Origin of the sequence: Elstera cyanobacteriorum, assembly GCF_002251735.1 — a bacterium.
Classification (GTDB): Bacteria; Pseudomonadota; Alphaproteobacteria; order Elsterales; family Elsteraceae; genus Elstera; species Elstera cyanobacteriorum.
The window spans coordinates 20,601-43,862 of the sequence record NZ_NOXS01000019.1 but is presented as its reverse complement, the minus strand read 5'-3'; the positions used below and the strand labels follow the sequence as shown (position 1 = coordinate 43,862).

General features: G+C 59.8%; 19 protein-coding genes. 4 read left to right on the top strand and 15 right to left on the bottom strand.

Annotated elements, in window-relative coordinates; translation table 11 throughout:
• Nucleotides 1-182: 182 nt before the first annotated feature.
• Nucleotides 183-662: an Lrp/AsnC family transcriptional regulator gene (locus CHR90_RS01025; protein ID WP_094406825.1), complete on the top strand. Its 480-nt coding sequence runs from the start codon at nt 183-185 to the stop codon at nt 660-662.
• Nucleotides 663-708: 46 nt separating this feature from the next.
• On the top strand, nt 709-873 hold the full coding sequence (locus tag CHR90_RS19890) for an Lrp/AsnC ligand binding domain-containing protein (RefSeq protein ID WP_141210836.1): 165 nt from the start codon (nt 709-711) through the stop codon (nt 871-873).
• Nucleotides 874-892: 19 nt separating this feature from the next.
• Here the strand turns inward: CHR90_RS19890 and CHR90_RS19370 are convergent, their stop codons facing one another.
• From CHR90_RS19370 to CHR90_RS00950, 15 genes are all read right to left on the bottom strand, one after another.
• Nucleotides 893-1,048: a hypothetical protein gene (locus tag CHR90_RS19370; protein ID WP_170941244.1), complete on the bottom strand. Its 156-nt coding sequence runs from the start codon at nt 1,046-1,048 to the stop codon at nt 893-895.
• Nucleotides 1,049-2,040: 992 nt separating this feature from the next.
• Nucleotides 2,041-2,733: an RraA family protein gene (locus tag CHR90_RS01015; protein WP_212668580.1), complete on the bottom strand. Its 693-nt coding sequence runs from the start codon at nt 2,731-2,733 to the stop codon at nt 2,041-2,043.
• A complete protein-coding gene (locus tag CHR90_RS01010) occupies nt 2,720-3,466 on the bottom strand; it encodes an alpha/beta fold hydrolase (protein ID WP_094406823.1) in 747 nt (248 codons plus the stop codon). The genes CHR90_RS01015 and CHR90_RS01010 overlap by 14 nt, the downstream gene beginning before the upstream one ends.
• Entirely contained in the window at nt 3,463-4,503 is a 1,041-nt protein-coding gene (locus tag CHR90_RS01005; RefSeq protein ID WP_094406821.1) for a cupin domain-containing protein, read from the bottom strand. The genes CHR90_RS01010 and CHR90_RS01005 overlap by 4 nt, the downstream gene beginning before the upstream one ends.
• A gap of 10 nt (nt 4,504-4,513) precedes the next feature.
• Nucleotides 4,514-5,509 carry a nuclear transport factor 2 family protein gene (locus tag CHR90_RS01000; RefSeq protein ID WP_094406819.1) on the bottom strand — a complete coding sequence of 332 codons (996 nt, stop codon included), beginning with the start codon at nt 5,507-5,509 and terminating at the stop codon, nt 4,514-4,516.
• The gene (locus CHR90_RS00995) at nt 5,506-6,600 is read right to left on the bottom strand and encodes a LacI family DNA-binding transcriptional regulator (RefSeq protein ID WP_094406829.1); all 1,095 of its coding nucleotides are present in this window, start codon (nt 6,598-6,600) and stop codon (nt 5,506-5,508) included. Before CHR90_RS00995 ends, CHR90_RS01000 begins: the two co-directional genes overlap by 4 nt.
• Nucleotides 6,597-7,364 carry an SDR family NAD(P)-dependent oxidoreductase gene (locus tag CHR90_RS00990; RefSeq protein ID WP_094406817.1) on the bottom strand — a complete coding sequence of 256 codons (768 nt, stop codon included), beginning with the start codon at nt 7,362-7,364 and terminating at the stop codon, nt 6,597-6,599. The genes CHR90_RS00995 and CHR90_RS00990 overlap by 4 nt, the downstream gene beginning before the upstream one ends.
• Before the next feature lie 12 nt (nt 7,365-7,376).
• On the bottom strand, nt 7,377-8,690 hold the full coding sequence (gene hisD, locus CHR90_RS00985) for a histidinol dehydrogenase (protein WP_094406815.1): 1,314 nt from the start codon (nt 8,688-8,690) through the stop codon (nt 7,377-7,379).
• A gap of 18 nt (nt 8,691-8,708) precedes the next feature.
• Nucleotides 8,709-9,740 carry an ester cyclase gene (locus CHR90_RS00980; RefSeq protein ID WP_094406813.1) on the bottom strand — a complete coding sequence of 344 codons (1,032 nt, stop codon included), beginning with the start codon at nt 9,738-9,740 and terminating at the stop codon, nt 8,709-8,711.
• Between the two features lie 11 nt (nt 9,741-9,751).
• Nucleotides 9,752-10,816 (bottom strand): ABC transporter ATP-binding protein, encoded by a 1,065-nt coding sequence (locus CHR90_RS00975; RefSeq protein ID WP_276526794.1) that lies wholly within the window; start codon nt 10,814-10,816, stop codon nt 9,752-9,754.
• Between the two features lie 8 nt (nt 10,817-10,824).
• A complete protein-coding gene (locus CHR90_RS00970; protein ID WP_094406811.1) occupies nt 10,825-11,661 on the bottom strand; it encodes a carbohydrate ABC transporter permease in 837 nt (278 codons plus the stop codon).
• Nucleotides 11,662-11,663: 2 nt separating this feature from the next.
• Nucleotides 11,664-12,719, bottom strand: coding sequence for a carbohydrate ABC transporter permease (locus tag CHR90_RS00965; protein ID WP_170941243.1), 1,056 nt, complete (start codon nt 12,717-12,719; stop codon nt 11,664-11,666).
• 118 nt (nt 12,720-12,837) lie between these two features.
• The gene (locus CHR90_RS00960) at nt 12,838-14,085 is read right to left on the bottom strand and encodes an ABC transporter substrate-binding protein (RefSeq protein ID WP_094406807.1); all 1,248 of its coding nucleotides are present in this window, start codon (nt 14,083-14,085) and stop codon (nt 12,838-12,840) included.
• 233 nt (nt 14,086-14,318) lie between these two features.
• Complete coding sequence (locus CHR90_RS00955; protein WP_094406805.1) at nt 14,319-16,337, bottom strand: methyl-accepting chemotaxis protein; 2,019 nt, start codon at nt 16,335-16,337, stop codon at nt 14,319-14,321.
• A gap of 431 nt (nt 16,338-16,768) precedes the next feature.
• Complete coding sequence (locus tag CHR90_RS00950; RefSeq protein ID WP_094406803.1) at nt 16,769-17,950, bottom strand: Fic family protein; 1,182 nt, start codon at nt 17,948-17,950, stop codon at nt 16,769-16,771.
• Between the two features lie 297 nt (nt 17,951-18,247).
• Here CHR90_RS00950 and CHR90_RS00945 point away from each other — a divergent pair, with 297 nt between their 5' ends.
• Both CHR90_RS00945 and CHR90_RS00940 read left to right on the top strand, forming a co-directional pair.
• Entirely contained in the window at nt 18,248-19,477 is a 1,230-nt protein-coding gene (locus CHR90_RS00945) for an exonuclease SbcCD subunit D C-terminal domain-containing protein (protein WP_094406801.1), read from the top strand.
• Nucleotides 19,478-19,480: 3 nt separating this feature from the next.
• Nucleotides 19,481-23,212, top strand: coding sequence for an AAA family ATPase (locus CHR90_RS00940; RefSeq protein WP_094406799.1), 3,732 nt, complete (start codon nt 19,481-19,483; stop codon nt 23,210-23,212).
• Nucleotides 23,213-23,262: the final 50 nt, after the last annotated feature.

The following is a 23,262-nucleotide window of genomic DNA, read 5'->3' as shown; positions in this document are numbered from 1 at the left end:
TTCTCTCGCTACGGCAAAACGCACGGTAATTCGAGGTGACCATCTGACGAGACAGCCTTCGATGATCGTTGGAAACAGCCCCCATGATAGGGGAAGGGAATGGGAGGTTTTTTTCTATCTTTCCCAAGACGTGGCTGATTTAGGGTATATAATTTCCTCAAAATGTTTATGTGAGGTATGATATGCCTTCAGTTTCCTTAGATGCGACAGACCTAAAACTGCTCGCGGCCCTGCAGGAGGATGCCCGCCAGACGACGGCCGCGCTCTCCGAGATCGTTAATTTATCAACCTCGCCCTGTTGGCGGCGGGTAAAACGCCTGGAGGAGGAGGGCGTTATCGAGGGGTATCGGGCCGTTCTGGGGCGGCGTTCCTTAGGGTGGGGCGTGCTGGTCTTCGTGAATGTATCCATTGACGACCATAGCGAGGAAGAGGCGCGTGCCTTTGAAAGGGCAGTTGCGGCGCTTCCCGAAATCATTGCGTGCTGGAGCGTGGCTGGTCGATCCGACTTTCTGTTACAGGTTGTTGCCCAGGATCTGGATACTTACGCAGACTTTGCCATGACGGTTATTCGGCGTTTGCCGGGCATTAAATTTATGCAGACGACGTTTACCCTAAAGGAAGTCAAATCACCAACCGCCTGGCCCCTGCCGCGCCAACGATAGGCTTGGGCTGACGGCTATTTTATGCGGTCGTTCTTGATGGGCGCGGCTGGGTCTCCAGGTNTTACAGGTTGTTGCCCAGGATCTGGATACTTACGCAGACTTTGCCATGACGGTTATTCGGCGTTTGCCGGGCATTAAATTTATGCAGACGACGTTTACCCTAAAGGAAGTCAAATCACCAACCGCCTGGCCCCTGCCGCGCCAACGATAGGCTTGGGCTGACGGCTATTTTATGCGGTCGTTCTTGATGGGCGCGGCTGGGTCTCCAGGTGGATTTCCGCCAACAGCCACCGGCGAAAGCGGACCAAAGCCGGTTCGTCCCAGCGGTCGCGGCGGGTGATGAAGACGTAAGGTTCTAGCGCGACATTGGTTGTACCGATTTCCACAAGACTGCCGGCCGCAACATCCTCGCCGCAGATTAGGCTTCTGACTCAGAACCAATGACTAGAGAGTGCGCTAATGCAGACGGCGCAAAGCTTTGAGGCGCCAGAACGTCCGCTCAATAGCATTGCGGTAAAGGGCTGGCGAGAAGCAATTTTTCTAGCGCCGCTTGGCTTTGGCGGGATGTTTGAAGCCGTCCCCTTGCACTCGATTTTTCGGCGAACGGCTTTGATGTTATAGCCTTCAACCCGATGTAAAAGCACGGTTCCAGCAGGGCGTTTAGCAGAGTGTCGACGGCAGTGCAATCAGTGACCAGACCGCCAGTCAGTGGGATAGCGATGGGGCGACAAAAAAGCGTCGGTCAGCGCATGGATTTTCACTGGCGGACCATCCTGCGAGCGACCAATCGCCTGCGCCCGTTCCCCCCATTTCCGCCCGCAGCACAGCGGTGCGCTTTCACCGCGGAACTGTCGATCAACACTTCCGCCTGCGGCCCGCCCGCCGAGGAAAACACCTGAAAAATCCCCTGCCAGATGCCTTTGTCACCCCAGCGGACGAAGCGATTATAGAGCGTCTCGCGCGGACCATAAATCGACTGCAGACTTAGCCAATGATACCTCGCCTCAACACATAAATGATACCGCTAATCACCCAGCGGTCATCCACCCATGCTATTCCCCGTTTGTCCTACAGGAAATGCGGCACGAGCCGTAAAAACTGCTCAACGCTCAGCCGGAAAAGTATGCCACTCATTCAAAGCCTCCACGACAAGGCTCGGAATCGTATCAGCGTTGGCTGTAAATGAGAGTGTATTCGTCATAAGATTAAAGCTTACATCCTGACTCCGCCTCAACGCCAACGATACCGTACATCCGGCAGCGATAGATTGTCTTTCTGGATTTTCATAATATGACGCTGTTTCGTAGCGTATTGTGCTATCCTAAGGCCCACCGGGGCAGTATCGATGCCATTTCTTGTGCGGCGCCATAATTAATTCTCATGTTACCAGCATGCGGCCCCAAGCCTCTTTCAGCACCTCCACTGTAAACCCGGGGGCGCGGGCCACATCGAGGATGATTTTTTCCTTGGCGATGACTGTATCGATGGCATCGTTCAGCCCCGCCAAAACAGTTGCCGGGATAACCGTTGCGCCGTGGCGGTCGGCATGGACCAAATCCCCAGGTGCAATTTGCAGACCGAACAGTGCGACCGGTACATCGAGATCGGTGACGTGAACAAAGGCATGGCTTGGACCGATTGCACCCGCGATCACCTGATAACCGGGATCGAGTTGCCCCAAGTCACGCAGCAGCCCGTTGGTCAGCGTGCCGCCGAGGCCCAACCCTTTGTGAACCGCCACATGCAACTCGCCCCAAAACGCGCCGACGCAGTGCGGCCAGTCGGTATCTTCGATCACGACGAGAGACGGGGTCGGGCCGCCCGCGACATACTCATAATAGGCCATCCGACGTGCCAGCACGGTTTCTGGCGGCTCGGTGGGTGGGGAGGCCGCGCGAATTTTCACGCAACGAGCATAGCCGACCATCGACGGCAATCCAGGATCGGCTGCTACGACCGGAAACTTGGTGAACCCCGTCGCCCGGCGACCGCCGAGCAGCAGTTCCAGCGCATTACACACAGTAGGCGTATCAGTCGCGCGCAAGCGGGCCAGCAAATTAGGCGGGATCATCACACTCTCCTAAAACGGGGGCAATCGGTTGGGCGAGCCAGGCGATCAGCGCTTCGGCAACGGCATCAGGGGCTTCCAATGTCGGAAGATGTCCTGCGCCAGGGATTACGCGCAGGGTTGCTTGCGGCAGCAACTGCGCCATATCTGTATGGCGGCTGATCGGGCAGAGTTGGTCCTCTGAGCCACAGAGTAACAGTACAGGCCCGGTGAATGCCGCCAGGGTTTGGGTTTGATCGAGCCGGTCCCGCAGCGCTATCGACTGGCGGTGGAAGACCGCATGGCCCAGGCTTTCTGCCATGGATACGACCAATTCCGTAGTGGCGGCGGACGGCGGGCGATCTTTGGCGCCATAAGGCGGTATCAGTTTGGCCCGAGCATAAGGACCGATGCCTATTTCCCGCGCTTCATCGATCTGCGGTTGGCGCAGCGCGCGCCGCTCCGGGGTTTCCGCGCGGTGATTGGTACCGATCAGGGCCAGCCGCCGCACGCGGTGGGGCGCCTGCCGGACCATTTCCATTGCCACGATCCCGCCCATCGAGTGTCCAGCAACGGAGAAAGAGGGCCAGGGCATAGTTTCGAGCAAACGCCCCGCGAGACCTTCAATCGTCGCGTCCTGGGTCAAGTCGCCGACGCGGCAGTCGGCAACGCGCGCGAGCGCGCTGCGCTGCGGTACCCAAATATCCGCCGTGCACAGTTGACCAGACAACAGTAGCAGCGGTTCGCGGTCGCTCATCCGGCGATCCGCTCGGCGGCAGCCGGCGCATCACCGCCCCGCACGATGAACACCTGCGTGGTTTCGGCGGGCGAGGCAAAGCGCCGGGTAAGGCCGACGGGCAGGGTTAGCGTATCGCCCGCCGCCAGCGTCAGGGTCCCATTGGGCCACGCCACCTCGAGACTGCCCGATTGCACGAACAGAACCTCCGCCTCGGCGCGGCGATGCCAGGGGGTGGCACCGCCGGGAATTAGGTCGAGCCGCCGCAGCGTGAAACCATGGTGCCACCAACCGACAATCGGGCCCGGCGCGAACCCGTCGCCGCTCGCCCGCGGCCCGATCACTCCGCATTCGTCCACCCCGTTGCCCGTGAGAAGCGAGGCGGGGTTCGACTGAACCGCCGCAGCAGGAAGATAGCACTCCAGCAGTCGCGCGCGCGGTGGGGTCGCAAGCGCAGCAACTTCGTCGGCGGCGGGCGGAGTTTCGAACTCGGCCTCGACTGGGGGGCGAGTGCCGCTAGTCATGTCAAACAACAGGCCTGATTTCAGTAGTTTCAGGCCGTAGCGCTCAGCCAACTCGAAGACCTCCGGTGCCCAGCGCACGCGGCCCGGATCGTCGCCGCCCAGCACGACCCAAAGAAATCCGGTCCCCGCATCGATCTTCTTAAAACCGCGAAACATTCGCGTCGGCACCGACACCACATCGCCGGGGCCGATGTCCAATGTGCCATCCTCGCGGTTGGGGCCGAAAATCAGCCGCCAACGTCCCGTATGGACGACAAAGACCTCTGCCGTCTCGTGACTATGCTGGGAGTTGATGCAGTTTTCCGGCTGTCGTGCCCCGCCGATATTAAATCCGTGCGGTTCGCGGATATGCACGAATTGGTCGGGATTTTCTGCGACGCCTGGTCCGATAATGGTGAAATTCTCCTTGGCGTCGGACCCAGGGGTGCGGGTATCGACAAAGGCGTTGCTACAGGGGACCAGATCGGCATAGCGCACCAAACGCTGCGCCATCGCGGTGGGGGAGAGGTCGAGAAACTCGATATCGCGCAACATGGGCGCCTCCTTAGCCCGCGCTGTGAGGCGCGAGAATTTGAGCATAAACCGAAAGCTCGTCGATCAACGTCCAGTCGCGCCGTACCCGGCCGTCAATCACCTCCCAGTGGGTGAGGCCGAGCAGCACAATCGGCCGCTGGCTCGCGGAGCCGAAGCGGCCACTGCCCCTGTGGGCGGCGTGATATGACCAGCGCAACGCGGCCCGCAGTGGTTGCCCTGAATCGGTGCGGCAGATTAAGTGATGCAGGCGAAAGCGTCCAAGCGGCAGCGCCGCTAACCAACTCAACCAGCCCACCTCAATGGCGCGATAACCAACCCATTCTTCCCCACCCGGCGCGTAAACGCTGGCAGCACGGTCATAGAGGCGCACGATCTGCTGGAAATCCCCGTCCTGCCACAGTCGAACGAGCGCCTCCAGCAGCACTGCGAGCAGGCTGACATCGCCAACCTGGATCGGTTCCCCCGGCTCCGTCCAACGGGCGATCAACGCATCCGGCCCGGGGGCACCGCCATCGGGACCAGGGCGGAGAAGGCTGAGGGCGAGGGTCGGCAGATCAAGCCCGATCTGACGGGCGATCGCGCCTTGGTCGCGTACCAACCATTCTTCGACGATACGATTATCGCGGCAGAGGCAGTCGGCAATCGTGCGAACCCGCAGGCTGCGCCCGGTCGGAGGGCCGAAGCTGCCAGCGCCCATATGGGTCATAGGCGAAAAAATGCGATGCGAGGAGTAGAACCCCGGCGACCGAGAGGCGAGAATTATATCCTCCGCCAGGAGTTCCCGATCCGGGAAAGCCGCCAAGGTAGCCGCCGTGCCGGTGATGACGGTGTCGACGTCGCGGGTTTCCGACAGCGGGGTGCGAACCGGGCAGTCACGCGCATACCAATCGCGAATCAACGGCAGCCCGCGCCCTTCCCAGATCCGCTGCGTGATATCGAGAATATAATGGGCGGGGTCGCGGAAGGCCGGGTCGAACCCCTGCATCAGATCGTTAGGCTGTGTCATGGTCCCTCGGTCGTTTCAGACGGCGTGCGCCACACCCGTTCCCCATCTTCGACAACAAGCCCCTGGGCGGGATGGCGGGTGGTTTGGCGCACGATCAGGCGCCCGGGAATCACAATGGGGCGCGGCGGGGCGGCAAGACTTTCCAGCCGCTCCAGAATCAGCGTAACGGCAGCACTGACCATCGCTTCCACCGGCTGGGCAAAAGAAGTGAGTTGATAACTTGGCCAGCGCGCCACACCCACGTCGTCAAACCCGACAATCGACAGATCATGGGGAACCGACAGGCCGAATTCGGTGCGGGCAACCTCGAGGCAGGCAATCGCCATCAGATCGCTGGCCGCGAAAATCGCGTCGGGGCGGGTAGGGCGCCCTAGCAGCAGCCGCGTGCCGGCCTGGGCGCTCTGCCAATCATATTGACCGGGAACCCGCATCGGTTGCGCCATCCCCAGGGCGGCAAGGCCTGCGCAAAATCCTGCTTCCCGGTCGCGGTTGGTAGAGCTTTCTGCAGCGCCGGCAATATAGGCGAAGCGCTGGTGCCCGCCCGCCACTAGGAATTCCGCTACCTGCCGCCCGCCCGCAAAATTATCGCCTGTGACACTCGCTGCCCCCGGGGTGGAACTGGTGCGATTGAACATAATCACAGGGATGCCCGCCAACTCGCATTCTTCGGCGATATGGGACGAGAGCGAGACGGAAGCGAGCAACAGCGCATCGACTTGGTAAGACAGCACTTGCTCCAGCATTGGATCGGCCGCCCCCGTTTCATCGGCCGTGAACAGGAGAATCTGATAACCATAGGCTTGGAGCGCGCGCGACAAGCTTTGCAGCACTTCCGGGTAGAATTGATTGTCGAGATAGGCCATTGCCACGCCGATGATGCGCGAGCGTTGAGTTATGAGCGAGCGGGCGATTGCATTGGGGCGATACCCCAGGGTGCGCGCCGCCTCCAACACCGCCCGGCGCATCTTGTCAGACACACTGGGGTGATGAGCGAAAACGCGGGATACTGCCGATTGCGACACGTTGGCAAGAGCCGCCACATCGGTCGAGGTTACCCGGCGCTTCGGGCTATCGGGCCGTTTTACCGTCATTCCGCCGTCCATCCGCCGTCGACCAGAAGCGACGTACCGGTAATCATCGCGGCGGCATCCGAGGCCAGAAACACGACCGCCCCCATAATGTCTTCCAGTTGACCAAGGCGGCCCAGTTTGATCTTGCTCAAGACCGAGGCTTTGAAGACGGGATCGTCGAAATAAGGTCGGGTCAACGGCGTCTCGAAGAAGGTCGGGGCAATGCTGTTTACCCGAATCCCATACGGACCGAGTTCAACGGCGAGCGCCTTGGTCATGCCCTCAATCGCATGTTTCGAGGCACAGTAAAGCGCCCGGTTGACCGCCCCCACATGGCCCATTTGCGAAGAAATGCTGATGATGGTGCCGCCTTTCCCCTCTGCCCGCAACCGTCCGGTCACGCTTTGAGTAAGGCGAAAAGCAGCTTCGACGTTCAAGTCCATCACGGCTCGGTAATCCTCTGCCGTGACCTCGCCGATGGGCTTTGGGCGGTTGGTGCCCGCATTATTGACCAGAATATCATAAGCGGGTCGCGCCGCGAGGGCCGCTGCCACTGCGGCGCTGTCGCCCACATCGAGCGTCAAGCTCTCGGCCTGGTCCCCGCGCGCGGTCAGGGCTGCGGCCGCGGCCGCGATCTCGATTTCAGTGCGCGCCACCAAGGTCACAAAAGCCCCGGCTTCCGCCAATGCCGCTGCAATCGCCAACCCAAGCCCCCGCCCCGCCCCAGTTACGAGCGCGCGGCGGCCATCCAGACGGAAGGAGGGGGTTTGGGGCAAAGCGATCATCAAAGCGTTTCCTTATTCAGCCGCCGTGGCATAGGGAATATTGCGGCCGCCATAGCGCCGCACACGGACATTCGCTTGTTCGGCGTGACCGGCAAACCCTTCGAGCATGCACAGACGCGAGCAATATTCGCCGATCAGCGCGCTGGCGCTATCGGTCAGCACCCGTTGATAGGTACAGGTTTTCAGGAATTTACCGACCCACAGCCCCCCCGTGTAGCGCGCCGCGCCGCGCGTCGGCAAAGTGTGATTGGTGCCGATCACTTTATCGCCGAAAGCAACATTGGTGCGCGGCCCCAGGAACAGCGCGCCGTAATTGGTCATATGCTTTAGGAAATAGTCCGGGTCTGCCGTCATGACCTGCACGTGCTCGGACGCAATCCGATCGGCTTCGCGCACCATTTCATCCACCGAGTCGCAAAGAATCACCTCGCCATAGTCACGCCACGCCAGGGCGGCGATATCGGCGGTGGGCAGAATGGTCAGCAGCCGTTCGACCTCGGCTATCGTTGCCCGCGCCAGTTTTTCGGAGGTGGTGATCAGCACGGCAGGGGAGTTGGGGCCGTGTTCGGCCTGACCCAATAGGTCGGTCGCGCAGAGTTCGGCATCGCAGGTGTCGTCGGCGATAATCATGGTTTCGGTCGGACCAGCGAACAGATCGATGCCGACCCGCCCGAACAATTGCCGTTTCGCTTCCGCAACAAAAGCGTTGCCGGGGCCAACCAGCATATCGACCGGGGCGATGCTTTCGGTCCCGATCGCCATTGCAGCGACGGCCTGCACACCGCCCAGCACGAGAATTTCATCGGCCCCGCCCATATGCATCGCCGCGACAATCGCCGGATGCGGCCCTCCCTTGAACGGCGGGGCGGCCGCCACAATCCGTTTTACCCCGGCGACCTTCGCGGTGACGACGCTCATGTGCGCGCTCGCCACCAGGGGATATTTGCCGCCCGGCACGTAGCACCCGACGGCATTCATCGGGATATTCTTATGACCAAGGATCACGCCGGGAAGGGTCTCCACCTCGACATCCTGAAGGGCAGCGCGTTGGGCCTTGGCGAAGTTCCGTACTTGCTCCTGCGCAAAGGCAATATCGGTCAAATCGCGCTTGCTGACTTTTGACAGGGCCGTTTCGATTTCCCGTTCGGTCAGGCGAAACTGCGCCGGGGACCAATCGTCGAACTTGGCCGAAAGCTCTCGCGCGGCCACATCCCCGCGCGCCTGAATATCGGCGATGATCTCTTCAACGGTCGCCCGAACTTTGGCGTCCGATTCCGCGCGCTGCTGGATCGATGCTTGCGCCCCGGTTTTAAGCCACTGTGCCATGCTGCCATCTCCCCAAAATTAGACTGCGCGGTTGCGGCTGCCCTGCAGCAGCACCTTCATCCGGGCCAATACGTCCACACCCATTTGGCGCGCGAGATCGATCATGTCGATGAACACCCAGTTCTCGGCGAGCAACTCTCCGTCGCGCCGCCAAAAATCCATCACGCGCATCGTGATCGGTTCGCCAATGGGCGACAGACCCAAGACGCCGCTGCCGGTATGCGTGGCGCGCACGCTGGGCCAGCCGGTCGAGCAAACATACTGCCGCTCGCCGAACCGGGCCTTATGGTTGCCGCCCTTGCGGTCGGGGAAGGCGTTGAGGAACGGCCCCTGGTGGAAGCTCTGAAAGCCGGTAATGCCGCGCGTGGTGCCGATGCCCGCTGGGCCGTACCACATCATATCGGGATGCCAGTAGCGCTCCATCCCCATCGAGGCGAGGGATTTGCCATCGTAACTGCCAAGGCCCGCGAACATGGTTTCGGTGAAACGCAGGCTTTCGGCTCCCTCGGCGGGATCGGTGGGGGCCAGCATCACACCGTCCCGGCTGGCGGGGCCGGGGGTGGGGCCGGCGATGCCGAATTGCGGGGCAAGGGGATAGCAGCGCGCCTGACGCATCACTTCCAGCAGATCCCACAGAATATAGGCTTCCACCACGCGCCCGCCCTCGAAGCGATAAAATTCGCCGAAACGGATGTAGACGGGCGATCCGGTCGCCGGAATTCCCAGCCAGTCGGCCGTGAAGGTACCGAGATAATGACCACTGGCCGAGACGAAATCATGGCCCTGATAGCTGCCCGCCAGCACTAAATCGTCCCGCCGCTCCAGATCGGGCACGGCTATCAGCAAAGGCTGCCAAACGTCGCGGTGCAACGCGGTCAGGCCCTGCACGTCATCGGTGGGGGCTTGGGCGTGCCAAAGAATATCGGCATCAAACAGCGGTGCGAAAGCGGCAGGATCGATGGCGGCACGCCTCCGGTTCTCGCGCGCCAGAAGCTGGGCATAGCCATGAACAATCGTGCGTTTCGCGGCGACGGGATCAAAACTGGTCATCGAGTTTTCCTTTACGCAGGCAGGGCGATACGATCACCGCTCACCCGGTCGAACAAATAATAGGCGCTGGGCACCGCCTCGAAGGCAGAGGTCGCACCCATCTCGATCCGGAAGCCCTTGTCGGCTCGCGCCGTGATCAAGCGCGCGCCAATGCGCTGGCTGACCAACGTCGCATCCCCCAAAAGCTCCACCGAGTAAACCTTTTGCCGGAAATGCCCATACATCGGGTCGGTAAGGCGTAAATCTTCGGCGCGGATACCTAGGACAACATCAGTGCGGGACCCGGCGAACGGTAAGGGCACACTCACCCCCTCGGCACGGAATTGGCCGTCGATGATATCGCCCTCGATCAAATTCATCGGCGGCGAGCCGATAAACCCGGCGACGAACAGATTGGCGGGGTTGTTGTAAATATCGGTCGGCGTGCCGAGCTGCCGGATACGACCCTTTTCCATGACGGCCACCCGGTCGGCCAGGGTCATCGCCTCCACTTGATCGTGGGTGACGTAGATGGTGGTGACGTTCAGCCGATGGTGCAGATGTTTGATTTCGGCGCGCATGGAAATGCGTAGCTTCGCATCGAGGTTCGACAGCGGCTCGTCCATCAAAAAGCAGTTGGGCTGACGCACAATCGCCCGTGCCAAGGCGACGCGCTGACGCTGCCCCCCCGAAAGCGCCTTCGGCTTGCGCTCCAGAAACTCGGTCAACTCCACCATCGCCGCAGCGGCGCGCACTTTGGCGTCATGCTCGGCATTGGGAATGCCGCGCACTTTCAACGGAAAGCGGATATTTTCATAAACCGACAGATGCGCGTAGAGCCCATAGGATTGAAAGACCATCGCAATATCGCGGTCTTTCGGCTCCAAATCGTTCACACGGCGGTCACCAATGAAAATATCCCCCAGAGTGGGGTCATCCAGTCCCGCCACCATCCGCATACTGGTGGTCTTACCGCAGCCGGAGGGACCGAGTAGCACGATGAACTCGCGGTCGGCAATATCGAGCGAGAGATTATCCACTCCCACGAAAGAACCCCAGCGTTTCGTAATATTGGAAAAGCGGATCGATGCCATCATGGCGCTCCTTAACCCTTGACCGCGCCTTGCACCAACCCGGACACGAGCTGACGCTGGAAGAACAGCACAAGGAAAATCAGCGGAATAGTGACCGAGACTGCACCCGCGATGCCCTGCATCAGCTTATAGGCGTCGTCATCGGCATTGATATAGGCCGACAAGGCAGCCGTCATCGTCTGCTTATCGGCATTCATTAACTGCGACGAAATCAGGAAATCATTGTAAGCGAGCAGGAAGGAGAACAACCCGGTCGTTACAATCCCCGGCCACATTACGGGTACAATGACGCGGAAGAACGCACCCGCCCGCGTACAACCATCCACCAGGGCTGCTTCATCCAAATCCTTCGGAATATTGGCGAAGAAACTGCGGAGCATCCAAATGGTAAAAGGTTGATTGATGGCGACCAGAACGATGATTAACGTCTCGTATCGGTTCCAAACGCCAAGCTCGGCAAAAGCCAACTGGTAGCCGGGCAGCAAGGTGGAATGGGGCAAGGCGCGGAACACCAAAGCCACCATCAATAGCCAGAACCCCAAATTGCCCTGGTAGCGCGACAGGGCATAGCCCGCGAGGCAGCCGATGCTAAGGGAGACACAAAGTACCCCCAGGGTGACAATCGCCGAGTTGAAGAACTTCACGTAAAATTGATCGACAACCCAAAGCTCGTGATAATTCTCCAGCGTGAACGGCGCAAAAAGTTGCGGCGGCACGGAGAAGGCATCGACCGGCACGCGCACCGAAATGAGCGCCATCCACAGGAACGGGAAAGCCGCGAGGATCACCCACAGTCCGAGACCGACCGTAAGCAAGCCGGCCAGGGAGCGGCTGGATTTGCGTGCCATGATTAGGCTCCTTCCCGGTGGGTCCGCCAGGTGCGGAGGATGAGCGGGATCAGCAGCAGCAGAATCCCCACGACCGTCAGCAACGCGGCAGCACTCGCCTTATGAAAGTTCTGCTCGCCGTTCAGCAGATAATAAGTGAGATACTGCAAAGAACTCGCGCCTTGCCCGGCAGAAAATACCAAAATCGGTTCGAATACCCGATAGGCATCCATCACATGAATGAGGGTGATGAAACTGAACAATGGGGCCAAATGCGGCATGATCACATAGCGCACACTTTGCCAGCGCGACGCCCCATCGACCACCGCTGCCTCGACCGAATCAAGCGGCACGGTCTGTAAACCCGCATACAGGACGATAAAAGCGAAGGGCACCACGTGCCACAGCCCGTAAAGGATCACCAGAAATCCCGTGGTGAAAGCATTTTGCAGAAAGTAAATCTTCCCGAAACCCAAAGATTGCAGCACCACGGTAATCACGGCGTTGTCGAGAAACAGCCATTTGATTGATAGCGCCCCGACAACGGGGGTAATGACGAAGGGCAATAGGGAGGCGAAAATCAGCGGGCCTTTCAGCGGTCTCACCACCGCGTGGACGCCAAGGGCAATGAGAAAACCGAAAATCAAGATCAGGGGCGTCGTGATCGCTGTGTAGATCAGCGTAAAACTGAGCGCGCCCCAGAACGGCAAATTGGCAATATCGCCCCACACGCCCGCGAAGCGATCAGGCCAGGACTGCGGCGCACCGGTCACGGGATTGATGCGACGGTCAGTGGCAAACGCCCGCTCTATTCCATCGACATCGAGAACCGAGAGAAAGTTTTTAAGCCCATAGAATTCCCACACCTTCACCGGCTTGCCGGTTTCATCCACCACCGGGCGCGGCTGGGTTCGGACAATCGTGCCCGTCGGTGTGTTCTGTTCGATCCGCACCATTTCCGTCTTGGTGTACGAATTCCAGAGACTAAGGCCGATAACGCCGACCAAGGGCACCGCGATGAGCAGGACCATCGCCACGACCGAGGGCAAGACGAAACCGAGGAGAGTTTTTAGGCGCATGGCGCGCATCCCGTATTTCTCGCCGCGCGGAGCGCTTCGAGCTTAGGAGAAAGCGGGGAAGACGGCAGGGGAAACCGCCTTCCCCAGGAGACGCGGGTCAGGGAGGATTACGCCACGCCTATTTCAAGAAGCCCTTTTCCTTCGCCGACTGAGTATAGGCACGGGTTGCTTCGGCCAAGGCCTGTTCGGCCGTTTTACGCCCGGCGAGATAATCGCCGACCTGTTGGCCGAGCGCGGCCAGCGCCAGAGAGAAGTATGGTTCGGTCGGGAAGCCGGGGGCCTGCGCCGCCACCGATTCTTGCACGCCTTTGGCATAGTCGCTGGTCGAGATACCCGGGCGCAGCCAATTGGCAAGGTCGGGCGCGGCCTTCATCGTCTCCAGCTTGGTGGCCTCCATCAGCAGCAGGAACGCGGTTTCGCGGTCGCCTTTCATGCTGCGCGGCATGACGAAAGCATCCCAGAACTGCGTCGTCGCTGCGGGGGCGCCGATATCGGCAGCGGGGGCGGCGGCAAAGCCGACTTTACCAGCGACTTTCGAAACCTTGGCGTCATCCATCGCAGCGGCGCGTGTGGCCCACAGAATCCCAAGGGCGGTGGTGCCTTGCTGGAACGCGGTGGTCACGTCCCCCGTGGCCAGACCCAAAGCGTTCGGCGACATATAGCTTACGAGATCTTTCATCGTCGCTAAGGTCTTCAACGCTTCCGGACTTTGGAATTTCGGCTCGGCGGAGCCATCGGCGAAGAATTTCCCGCCTTCGGAGAGATAAATATTGGTGAACTCATTGGCCAGGTCCCAGCCGGGTTTATAAGCGGCGGAGAAGGGGTTTTCGACCGCGCCCACCTCCTTTAGCTTTTTGGCGGCGGCCAGAACCTCGGCATAGGTTTTCGGAACGGGGATCTTATGCTGCTCCAGCAGATCTTTCCGGTAAAACAGATGCTGAAGATTGGTCTGGAAGGCGATGCCGTAGACTTCTTTGCCGATGGTGATCAGCATCGGATACTGAATATCGTATTTAGCCTTATACTTCAGCACGAGGTCGGTGATCGGCTGCAAACTGCCGTTGGCGGCCAACGTGGTGAAGGAGCCGGTGCCGACCTGGGCCAGATCAAAAGGCGAGGCGCCAGAGTTGAACGCTTGTTCCACCTCTTCCTTGAGCTGGGACGTGAGCTTGACGTTCACCGTCAGACCGTCCTTGGCGCAAGCCTTCATGGCGCTGGCCATATGGTCTAGCACCGGGAAGGAATTGGCCAGCACGTTCACGGTGCCGGTCCGGCCCGAAAAGCCGCACTCCGCCCAGGCGGGGCTGATCGTGAGAAGGCCAAGCGCCGCCCCGCAGACGAGGGCGGAAAATGAAACTCTGTGCATGAAACTGTCTCCGGTTAGTCCCCCATAGGGGGCAGACTGGGTCCCTGTTCAGAAAACTCAGCACCGTTTCCCGGTGCCCTTTGGGCGGAAAATCTTAACCGCCGTTTTAGCCACTCCTAAACGCTACGAGCTTTTGACTACGTATGCAAGGATAATCATGCCGCTTTATGATCAGTCAGCGTGGCCCCTGCCCGAAGTGATGACAGAAAATGGTCTACTCGCGTTTCCAGCCCTTACGCCTGATCGGCAAGGCTTTCGGCGGCCCCTAAGACCGTTTGCGCCGCCTGCCCCGTCGTGCCGACGCTAAGCGCCACCGCTGCAATTTGGTCGCGTGAAGTTTCCGCCGATTGGGCCGCCAAGGCAGCACTGCGGGCGATTTCGGCGGTCGCGGCATCCTGCTGTTCGATCGCGGCGGAGATGGCGGCCGCGATCGTTTGTAGCCGGGCGATGGTGGTTTCAACATGGCTAATAGCAACAGCCATATCGCGCGACTCGGTGGTTATCTGTGCCAGTTGCCCGGCAATCTCTTCCGTCGCGCGGGTGGTTTGAGCGGCAAGGGATTTGACTTCACCCGCTACCACCGCAAAGCCTCGCCCAACCTCTCCGGCCCGCGCGGCTTCTATCGTCGCATTCAGGGCCAGCAGATTGGTTTGACGGGCAATACCATCAATCAAATGGGCGATTTCACCGATCCGGGCGGTCGTGTGATTGAGCCGCTCTACTTGGTCGGTTGCGGCCTTCACATCCCCCACGGCGGCTTCGGTCGCGCTGGCGGAGCGCCCCACCTGCGCACTGATTTCCGCAATCGAGGCCGAAAGTTCCGTCGCCGCCGCGGCGACAGAGTTAGCGTGGGCCATGGCTTGGCTGGAGGCTTGAGCGATGGCCTGCGTCTGGGTTGCCGTCTCGCCCACGGTCTGGACCATCCCTTCCGCAAGGCCATGGGCATGGGCAGCGGTCGAGCGAACTTTATGGGCGATGTCCGAGATGTCAGCGTCCAACGTATCGGCTAGGCCCAAAAGGCTCGCTTGTTGGCTTCGGGCGGCGGTACGGCGGGTTTCATCGGCCTCGGCGCGCACGCGCTCCATTTGGACTGCGTTGGCGCGAAACACCTCCAAAGCGCGGGCCATATCCGAAATTTCGTCGCGCCCGTCGGCGTGAATGGTCACATTGAGGTCACCGCTTCGCACCGCATCCATCGCTTGCGCCAACAGGCCCAGGCGGCGGGTAATAGCACGGTGTCCTACCAACCAAGCAACGGCGAGCGAAAGGAGGAAGCTTATCACAGCCCCCGCCGCTTGCGTCGCAGACGCATCTTCGATCCGAGCAGTTGTCTGGGCTGCCGTCTGCTCGACCTCCGCTGCGATGGCGACGGCGGCGCGGTCGGCCCCGCTGGACAGGGCGATTGCATCCTGTTGAAGCGCGCTGACGCGATCCTCCGCTCCGCCCGTGTGCTTTGCCCGTCTCTCGAGGCCGGAAAAAACACTGCTGCGCTCAGCTGTAACCAGCCTTTCCAATCGTTGGGTCAAGGTTGCGAGGCGGTTGGCGCCCTCAACGCCGGTGAGTGCCGCCGTGCGTTGAGTGAGCGACGCCGTCAAATTTGCGATTTCGCCGCGGGCGGTTGCCACGATGCCGGCATTGCTGCTCGGAGCCTCAACCTGCCGTAGAACCCGCACGAGTTTAGTGAGATCATCCGCCAGCCCCGCGAGTGTGGCACGCGCCGCCAATAAGTTCACCCGCTCCGCGTCGCTCACCCCGACGGGTGCGGCTAGGCGATCGAGAATTTGAGAGGAAAGCAAGGCTTCTTGGGCGACCAAGGCTTCCCAAAGGCGATAAATTCCCGTAACGGCAAAGGTCAGCTCTGCCTGGGATTCCAAAAATCCTTTCCGCTGATCGGCTATGGTACGCACGCCTTCGCTGAGGCCGTTGACCCGGCTTAGGAGTTCTCCTGTGGCATCTTGCTGTTCGGCAAGGGCCGTCAGCAGCGTGAGTCGGCCGAGCAGGGCGCGGCTAACATTGTCCAACTCCATCACCGTTCCTGCCTGGGCAAGGCTGGGGGCAAGAGCAGCAATCCCATTGGATTCCGCCTTCAAATCCGCCGAGCGGATGAGCGCAGGAACGCCCGTTGCCCCAAGACGGGTAAAATCGCGTCCGACGCGTTCCAACGCCACAATCGCAAGGAGACTGCCCGCTAGCGTTAGTAGCGATAGGCCGCCAAGCGTGGTGAAGAGTTTAAGACGGATACTGAGGCCCATGATTAACCTCTCACCAAAGGAAATGTCATCGCCTCAGGCTTGCATACGAATGCAAAAACTTAAAGTCTAATTTCCTAACCTGCTTCGCTGACAGTGCACGGCATAGGTTGAGCTCGTTTCTCCTGACCCGCCTCCCATTCCTCTAGCGGGCGAACGGGCCGGCTCTGGCGCGGCTGATCCCCGGCAGTACCAGTCTTCGGGACCAGGTTTTCTGCCTCCTTTACGAATGGCCGGCGACCATCCATCTTGTAGGACACTAACTAGCCAAATCATGGCGCAAATGGTTAGTTGGCAGCAGTCAGGATTACCTTCGTTCTCGCCTACCGCTTCTAGACTTGTTAGAGACTATTTCCCTAAGATCAGTAAAAAATTTCGCTCAGGGAGTTTCTTTAATGCAAATCAATGCCTTAACCGCCTAAAAGCACAACTTCTCACTCTGTGTGCGGCAACGGATCCGTGCCTTCGCTGAGGATCGCCAGATAGCGCCAGTAGCTGAAGACCCGCCCTCGCTTCCGACCGGTGACCTCCTTCAACACCGATAAGCGCTCAAGATCAGCCAGCGCAGCGTTGACGGTAGGAGGGGAGAGCCCCGTCCTCTCGACGAGCTGATTGGCCGTGAGGTAGGGGTTTTGCTGAAAGAGCTCATGTAGTCGAAGGGCCGAGCCTGCTCGGTCGCTCTCCATGGTGATCCTCTCCCGGTCGACCTTGAAAAGATCAACTATTCGGCTTGCGGCGTCGAACGCTTGATTTGCTGTTTCGGCAACGCCGGTCAGGAAGAATTCGAGCCAGGCCTCCCAGGCGCCATGCTCACGCACCTCCTGGAGGAGCCGGTAATAATCGTTCCGATGCGTTTTGAGATAGAGGCTCAGGTACAGTAAGGGCTTATGCAACACGCCGTTTACGCAGAGATATAGCGTCACCAACAATCGTCCGATCCGGCCATTTCCATCGAGAAAGGGGTGAATGGTTTCAAACTGAACATGCAGAAGGCCCGCCTTAATTAAGGCAGGCAAACGGGACTCATCCTCGTGCATAAAGCGCTCGAGAGCGTCGAGGCAGGCCTCCATTTCTGTCGGCGGCGGCGGGACAAAGAGAGCATTGCCGGGGCGAGACCCACCAATCCAGTTTTGGGATCGCCGAAAATCGCCGGGACTTTTGGTTCCGCCGCGCCCGCTCTGCAGCAAACGCTCGTGCATCTCGCGGATGAGACGCAGCGATAGCGGTAACTCCTGCAGCCGATCGAGGCCGTACATCATGGCGTCAACGTAATTCGATACTTCGCGAATATCATCGATCGGCTGGCCAGCCTGCGCCTCGGTTTCAAATCGCAGCAAATCCGAGAGGGTCGATTGAGTGCCTTCGATCTGGGAAGATAAGACCGCTTCCTTCCTGACATACATATAGAGAAACAGTTCCTGGCGCGGCAGCAACATGGTGATACCATCCAGCAGCCCGAGAGCACGCTCGGCCTGCCCCAACCGATCGAGGAGGGCCAAAACATCGATAGGCGGATGAGGCGGCAGGGCGGGCGGCACGAAGGCCCGCACAGTTTCACCCGCGACAGGCGTTTCGATAAAGCGGCCAAGCCGACGATTGGAAGCATGTTCGGACATGCGACAAGAGTGAGCCATCGGCCTTAATTAAGCAATCGGCCATTCGCTTAATTAGCGGATGTGCTAAAGTAAGCCGACTTAATTAGCGCCACCCTGCGCCGTCGCCGCGCTATCAACGGGAGCGCCATACCCCGTCGCACCTACGAACGAAGGCAACCTTCTTCTTGAAATAGTGCAACCCGACTGCATAATCACGCTTGGCGACAGGAAGAAATTCCTGCTTTGAGAACATTAAACGAAGGCGTTTCCTGGTATCGCAATTGAAATAAACACTGCCTCTATGGAGTTTTTTTATAAATGCGCGCGCTTCATACTGCAGATTGGCATATCGGTCAGACTTTAAATGGTTGGTCTCGTGAGGCCGAACATCAAGTATTTTTCGGGCAGCTTGCGGATATCCTCGTCGAGGAGGAAATCGATCTCCTGCTCATCGCTGGGGACGTTTTTGACAACACTAACCCGTCTGGTGAAAGCCAGAAGCTACTCTATAAGGCGCTCGCTGAATTCAGGCAGCGGCGACCGGATCTCATCATCGTGATATCGGGCGGGAACCACGACCCGGCACTCCGCCTAGAAGCGCCCAATGATCTTTTTCAAGGCTTCGGGATCCATGCGATCGGAACGGTCCGCCGGGCAGGCGCAACAGCCGATGCCAACAGCCATCTGATCCCCGTTCCCGATACCAACGGGGATCCGGCGCTTTATGTCCTAGCCATTCCCTTTCTGCGCGCCGCCGACTTACCGGGCGTGGCGTTTGCAGAAGCGGACGATGGTTTAACCATCATGGAAGCCGCCCGGAAGTTTCACACTGGCCTTGTTGCCGCCGTCACCAATGTCGTTGGCGACTTACCCCTCATTGCAACAGGACACCTCCATTGTGCCGGCGGGCTTGAGAGTGAGGGGGCCGAGCGCCGTATCTTGATCGGCGGATCCCATGCGGTTTCCCCCGACATCTTTCCTGAACGCTTGGATTACGTTGCCCTGGGCCACTTGCACCGGCCACAAAGCCTTGCTGACGGGAGGGTGCGCTATTCAGGGAGCTGCTTTCCAATGTCGGCATCGGAACTTCGTTATAAGCATGGGGTCACAATCCTTGAAATTCAGGGGCGGACTGTGACCAGCCGCCATCGCGAAATCCCTTGGCCTGCACAGGTGTTGCGTCTCCCCGAGACCGGAACGATGACCCTGGAAGAGCTTGAGAAAGCCCTCTCCCTCATCATTGACAGCCCGGACCCTTCGCTAAGACCGCTCGTTTATGTTGAGCTCACGGCGACTAAGGAAGTCCCTGCCGTTATCATCGGCAAGGCCGAGGCTCTCCTGCGCGACGCGCCCGTCCGAACCGCCGGGATTCGAATCCATCGAACGCTGCCCGTGGAATACGAGACAACGCACGCTGCAACACCCACCCTTTCCCTAAAAGAAACGCAGCCCGAAGACCTCTTCGTTAAAGCCTTCCTCAGCTGTCATGGCGCCGCGCCAGAAGCCCATCATCTTGCAGCTTTCCGCGATGTAGCCGGGGAGGGTTAGAGCATGCAGATCCTGTCGATCAGCGGCGAAAACATCGCTAGCCTCGCTGAACCCTTCCATCTTCAATTAGATATTCAACCGCTTTCCACCGCAGGCCTGTTCGCGATCACCGGCGAGACGGGCGCCGGTAAATCGAGCCTGCTGGATACGCTATGCCTCGCCCTCTACGGGCAATGCCCACGATTGTCTGGGGACGGTACGCGGGAGAACATCGCCGATGTCGAGGGCCAAGAGCTCAGAACGACCGACCCGCGAACGGTGTTACGCCGAGGGGCGGCGAGGGCCGTCGCGCGGGTCAGGTTTCGGGGAGTAGACGGGGCGACCTATGAAGCCGAATGGGCCGTACGGCGCGCGCGCGATCGGCGCGATGGGAAGCTGCAAAACGCCGAGCGCAGTCTCAAACGCACCTCCGATAACCAGGTCCTTGCAAGCCAGATCACGAGCGTTAACGAGCGTGTCGAGGCGCTGACCGGGCTGACCTATGACGAGTTTCGCCGGACCATTCTTCTCGCGCAGGGGGATTTTGATGCATTCCTCGTCGCCAAAACCGCTGACCGCGCTGCAATCCTCGAAAAAGTAACAGGAACCGAGGTTTACCGGGATATTTCGCGCCGGGTCTATGCCCGCCATACCGTGGCAAAGCAAGCCCTTGAAACATTGGAGGCCCGCCGCGGCGAACACCACCTCCTGACGCCGGAAGAGCGGATTGCGCTCGCCAACGAGATCGCAACTCTCCAGGCCACCCAGAAGGCCGAAGATATTGAGATGTGCGGGATTACGGCCGACCTTCAGACTTATTTAGCCCTGGAAGAAGCCCGCGCAAACTGGACGAAGGCCGAAGCCCGCCTGCAGGCAGCAACTCAAGAACTGGAGGCTTGCAGCGCAGATCAAGCATGGTTGCGCGAATGGGATGCCGCCCGCGCCATTCGCGGCGAGGTGAAGGAGAGGGACGCAGCGGCCTTGGCCGTCAACAGCGCCACACAGGCCCAAGTCACCCTTTCAAACGACCTCGCCGCGCAAAAGGACATTGCAGCGGCAGCAAAGGCCGCGGCCGACGCCGCCCTATTGAAGCGCAATGACGCTGAAGCGGTGTTCAAGGGCTTTGCTGAGGATTGGTCGAGGGCGACAACACTCGATGGACAAGTCGCAACGGCGATGGCTGAGGTCCAAAAAGCCGAAGATCGGGTAAACGTCACCACACATGGCGTCTCAGACGCCAAGCGGGAAAGTGATGATCTTGGTTTCCGGAAAAAGACCCTTCAAACCAATATTGACGCTGAGATAACGCGGCTCGCGAGCGTTCGGGGGCACGACCTGCTTTTGGCTAACTGGGGACTGCTTGAGGACCGTCTGCAAAGCAGGATAGACGCTGCCACCAATAAGCTAACGTGGCAGCAGGAGCTTGCTTTTCTCACACAAACCATAGCGAGCGATCTTCAGCAAAAGACGGATACCAGAACGGCCATCGGAGTGGCCGAAGAAAAAATTGCAGCGGCTCAAGCCTATCAAGATCAGATCGCGCCTGAGCGCTCGAGCCTCGCCGACGCCGCGCCGACCGACCGCCTCGATCGCCTCTCCCAAGCGACAAGCGATCTGAGACATCTTCGTGACGCGAGTACCGATGCCCGGTCTGCGCGCACGGCCTTGGCCCACAGCAGAGCGCGGCTGACCCAAGCAGAGGCATCAATCGCGCGCGCTGGCCTCGATAAGACCCAGGCGACGGCGGCAGCCGAAAAGCTCAACCTGCAGATTGAGGTTCTAAAACAACCCGTCGCGGCAGCGGATGCTGCGATATCGCACGAAGCCGCGCACCTGAGACAACACCTTCACCCCGGCGAACCATGCCCCGTCTGCCGGTCAACAGACCATCCTGTCATGGAGAACGCGGCCCTCGCCGAATTGGCGCGGACCCTCCGCGAGAAGTTCGAGGCCGCCGTTAAAGCGCGTGACGCTGCTCTCGATCAAGCCCAGGCTGCTGAGCGGGACCGTATGGCGGCAGAGGTTGCTATATCCCAAGAAAGCCTTATCGCTCGGGATTTGGAGGCGCGGCTATCCGAGGCCGTGGGGGCGTTTAACGCCGCGCGCAACACCCTCGCCAAGGGGCCGTTGTCTGACCGGGTTCCCGAAGATATCGATAGCCCGGAGGAGGCTTTCGGTGCCCTGATGAATACCGTGGCCGAATGGCGACGGAAGCTTGAGGCAGACCGGGACAGGCTTACAGAACTCGAGAAGCAGCATCGCGGCGCAGGTGAAGCCATAGAGGAGCAGACACGAGAGATCACCCGGCTGCAAGGGCTGCTGCGGGAGATCGAAAATCGGGTCGCGGAGTCGGAAGCGCGCCTTACCGCATTAAAGGATAGGATCCTCGAAGCGGAAAACGGCCTTGCGCAGATTGACCTCCGCGTTGCCCCCCTTCTTGCGGAAGCGGGCTTGGCGGTTGAGGTTTTCGATCACACCGCCCTGGACCGACTCGAAGAACTCCGCCAAACGATCAAGGCGCTGACACAATCAAAAGATAAAATTGCTTCGGATCAGAAAACCCTCGACGTACTCGGAACTGAAATTGCGCGTTGCGCCGCCCACCTCGCAAACGAGGAGAAAGCGCTGGCCGAGGCCGTTAGGGATCGCGACGTGCGGCAGGCTACTCATACGGCTATCGTCAATCAGAGAAAAATGCTGCTCGGCGGTGAACCCACCGACAGTCATCGCTCGCGCCACAATAAAGCTCGGCAGGATTCTCAAACTGCCTTTGAAACGGCCCAGGAAAGGCTGAGTCTAGAGACGGCGAAGCTGAGCGGTTTAGAGAGCCAAGGCATTGCTGCGGTGGAAACGCTTACGGCGGCGAAAGCCCGTCTTGAGGCCGCCGAGGTCGCATTAACCAGCGCCTGCGCTGCCGCCGGTCTTTCCCAGCCGCGGGTTATCGAACTGCAGTCTGCGACAGATGATGAAGTCATTCCGCGCCAGCAGCGGACGAAGCGGGCCGAAACCGATAAAGCGGAAGCTGAAGGCGCTCTCAAGGAGCGACTGGATACGTTGACAGCACTTGAAAAAGCGGGGCTACCAACCACCCCGCGCGATGAGCTGAAAAACCGCCATGGAACGCTTGAGGCATCGATCAGAAAGCGCAGTGAAGACATTGGCGGGCTTTTACAGCGGCAATCAGCGGACACCCAGGCCCAAGCAAACCTTGCCGATCTTCAACGGGAAATCGACGCGGCTCGCCGCGTCTCGGAGACATGGCTCGCGGTAAACCAGGCAATTGGGGCTGCGGATGGGGATCGCTTTGCCCAGATCGCGCAAGCGGTAACCTTGGGCTTGCTCGTTGAGCGGGCCAACGTCCATCTTCGCGACCTCAAGCCCCGATATAGGCTTGAAGTCGCCCCATCCGACCTAGCGCTCCATGTGATCGATGTCGACATGGCGGACGAGCGGCGCGCTACCCGATCGCTCTCAGGCGGCGAGCGCTTCCTGATTTCGTTGGCACTCGCACTGGCATTATCGGGCATGGGCACCCACGGCGCGATTGCCGGTACCCTTTTCATTGACGAGGGTTTTGGCTCATTAGACGCCGATAGCCTTGATCTCGCGATTGACGCGCTTGAGCGGCTCCAGGCTCAAGGACGGATGATTGGCGTGATCAGTCACGTGCAGGCCATGAAAGACCGAATTCCGGTTCAGATTGAGGTCGTGAAAACGGGCGGCGGGGCGAGTGAGCTGCGGCTGAAAGTGGGGTAGGAGCGGGCATGTAGAGGCTACGTCGGTATGCTTCTTAACCTCGCCGGTCT

Excerpts from the sequence above, each read along its gene's own strand:
- CHR90_RS01025 (WP_094406825.1), top strand. The coding sequence starts at position 183 with ATGCCTTCAGTTTCCTTAGATGCGACAGACCTAAAACTGCTCGCGGCC.
- CHR90_RS00995 (WP_094406829.1), bottom strand. The coding sequence starts at position 6,600 with ATGACGGTAAAACGGCCCGATAGCCCGAAGCGCCGGGTAACCTCGACC.
- CHR90_RS00990 (WP_094406817.1), bottom strand. The coding sequence starts at position 7,364 with ATGATCGCTTTGCCCCAAACCCCCTCCTTCCGTCTGGATGGCCGCCGC.
- CHR90_RS01015 (WP_212668580.1), bottom strand. The coding sequence starts at position 2,733 with ATGATCCCGCCTAATTTGCTGGCCCGCTTGCGCGCGACTGATACGCCT.
- CHR90_RS00970 (WP_094406811.1), bottom strand. The coding sequence starts at position 11,661 with ATGGCACGCAAATCCAGCCGCTCCCTGGCCGGCTTGCTTACGGTCGGT.
- CHR90_RS01000 (WP_094406819.1), bottom strand. The coding sequence starts at position 5,509 with ATGACACAGCCTAACGATCTGATGCAGGGGTTCGACCCGGCCTTCCGC.
- CHR90_RS00945 (WP_094406801.1), top strand. The coding sequence starts at position 18,248 with ATGCGCGCGCTTCATACTGCAGATTGGCATATCGGTCAGACTTTAAAT.
- CHR90_RS01005 (WP_094406821.1), bottom strand. The coding sequence starts at position 4,503 with ATGTTGCGCGATATCGAGTTTCTCGACCTCTCCCCCACCGCGATGGCG.
- CHR90_RS00950 (WP_094406803.1), bottom strand. The coding sequence starts at position 17,950 with ATGTCCGAACATGCTTCCAATCGTCGGCTTGGCCGCTTTATCGAAACG.
- CHR90_RS00965 (WP_170941243.1), bottom strand. The coding sequence starts at position 12,719 with ATGCGCCTAAAAACTCTCCTCGGTTTCGTCTTGCCCTCGGTCGTGGCG.
- CHR90_RS00940 (WP_094406799.1), top strand. The coding sequence starts at position 19,481 with ATGCAGATCCTGTCGATCAGCGGCGAAAACATCGCTAGCCTCGCTGAA.
- hisD (WP_094406815.1), bottom strand. The coding sequence starts at position 8,690 with ATGGCACAGTGGCTTAAAACCGGGGCGCAAGCATCGATCCAGCAGCGC.
- CHR90_RS01010 (WP_094406823.1), bottom strand. The coding sequence starts at position 3,466 with ATGAGCGACCGCGAACCGCTGCTACTGTTGTCTGGTCAACTGTGCACG.
- CHR90_RS00955 (WP_094406805.1), bottom strand. The coding sequence starts at position 16,337 with ATGGGCCTCAGTATCCGTCTTAAACTCTTCACCACGCTTGGCGGCCTA.
- CHR90_RS00975 (WP_276526794.1), bottom strand. The coding sequence starts at position 10,816 with ATGATGGCATCGATCCGCTTTTCCAATATTACGAAACGCTGGGGTTCT.
- CHR90_RS00960 (WP_094406807.1), bottom strand. The coding sequence starts at position 14,085 with ATGCACAGAGTTTCATTTTCCGCCCTCGTCTGCGGGGCGGCGCTTGGC.
- CHR90_RS00980 (WP_094406813.1), bottom strand. The coding sequence starts at position 9,740 with ATGACCAGTTTTGATCCCGTCGCCGCGAAACGCACGATTGTTCATGGC.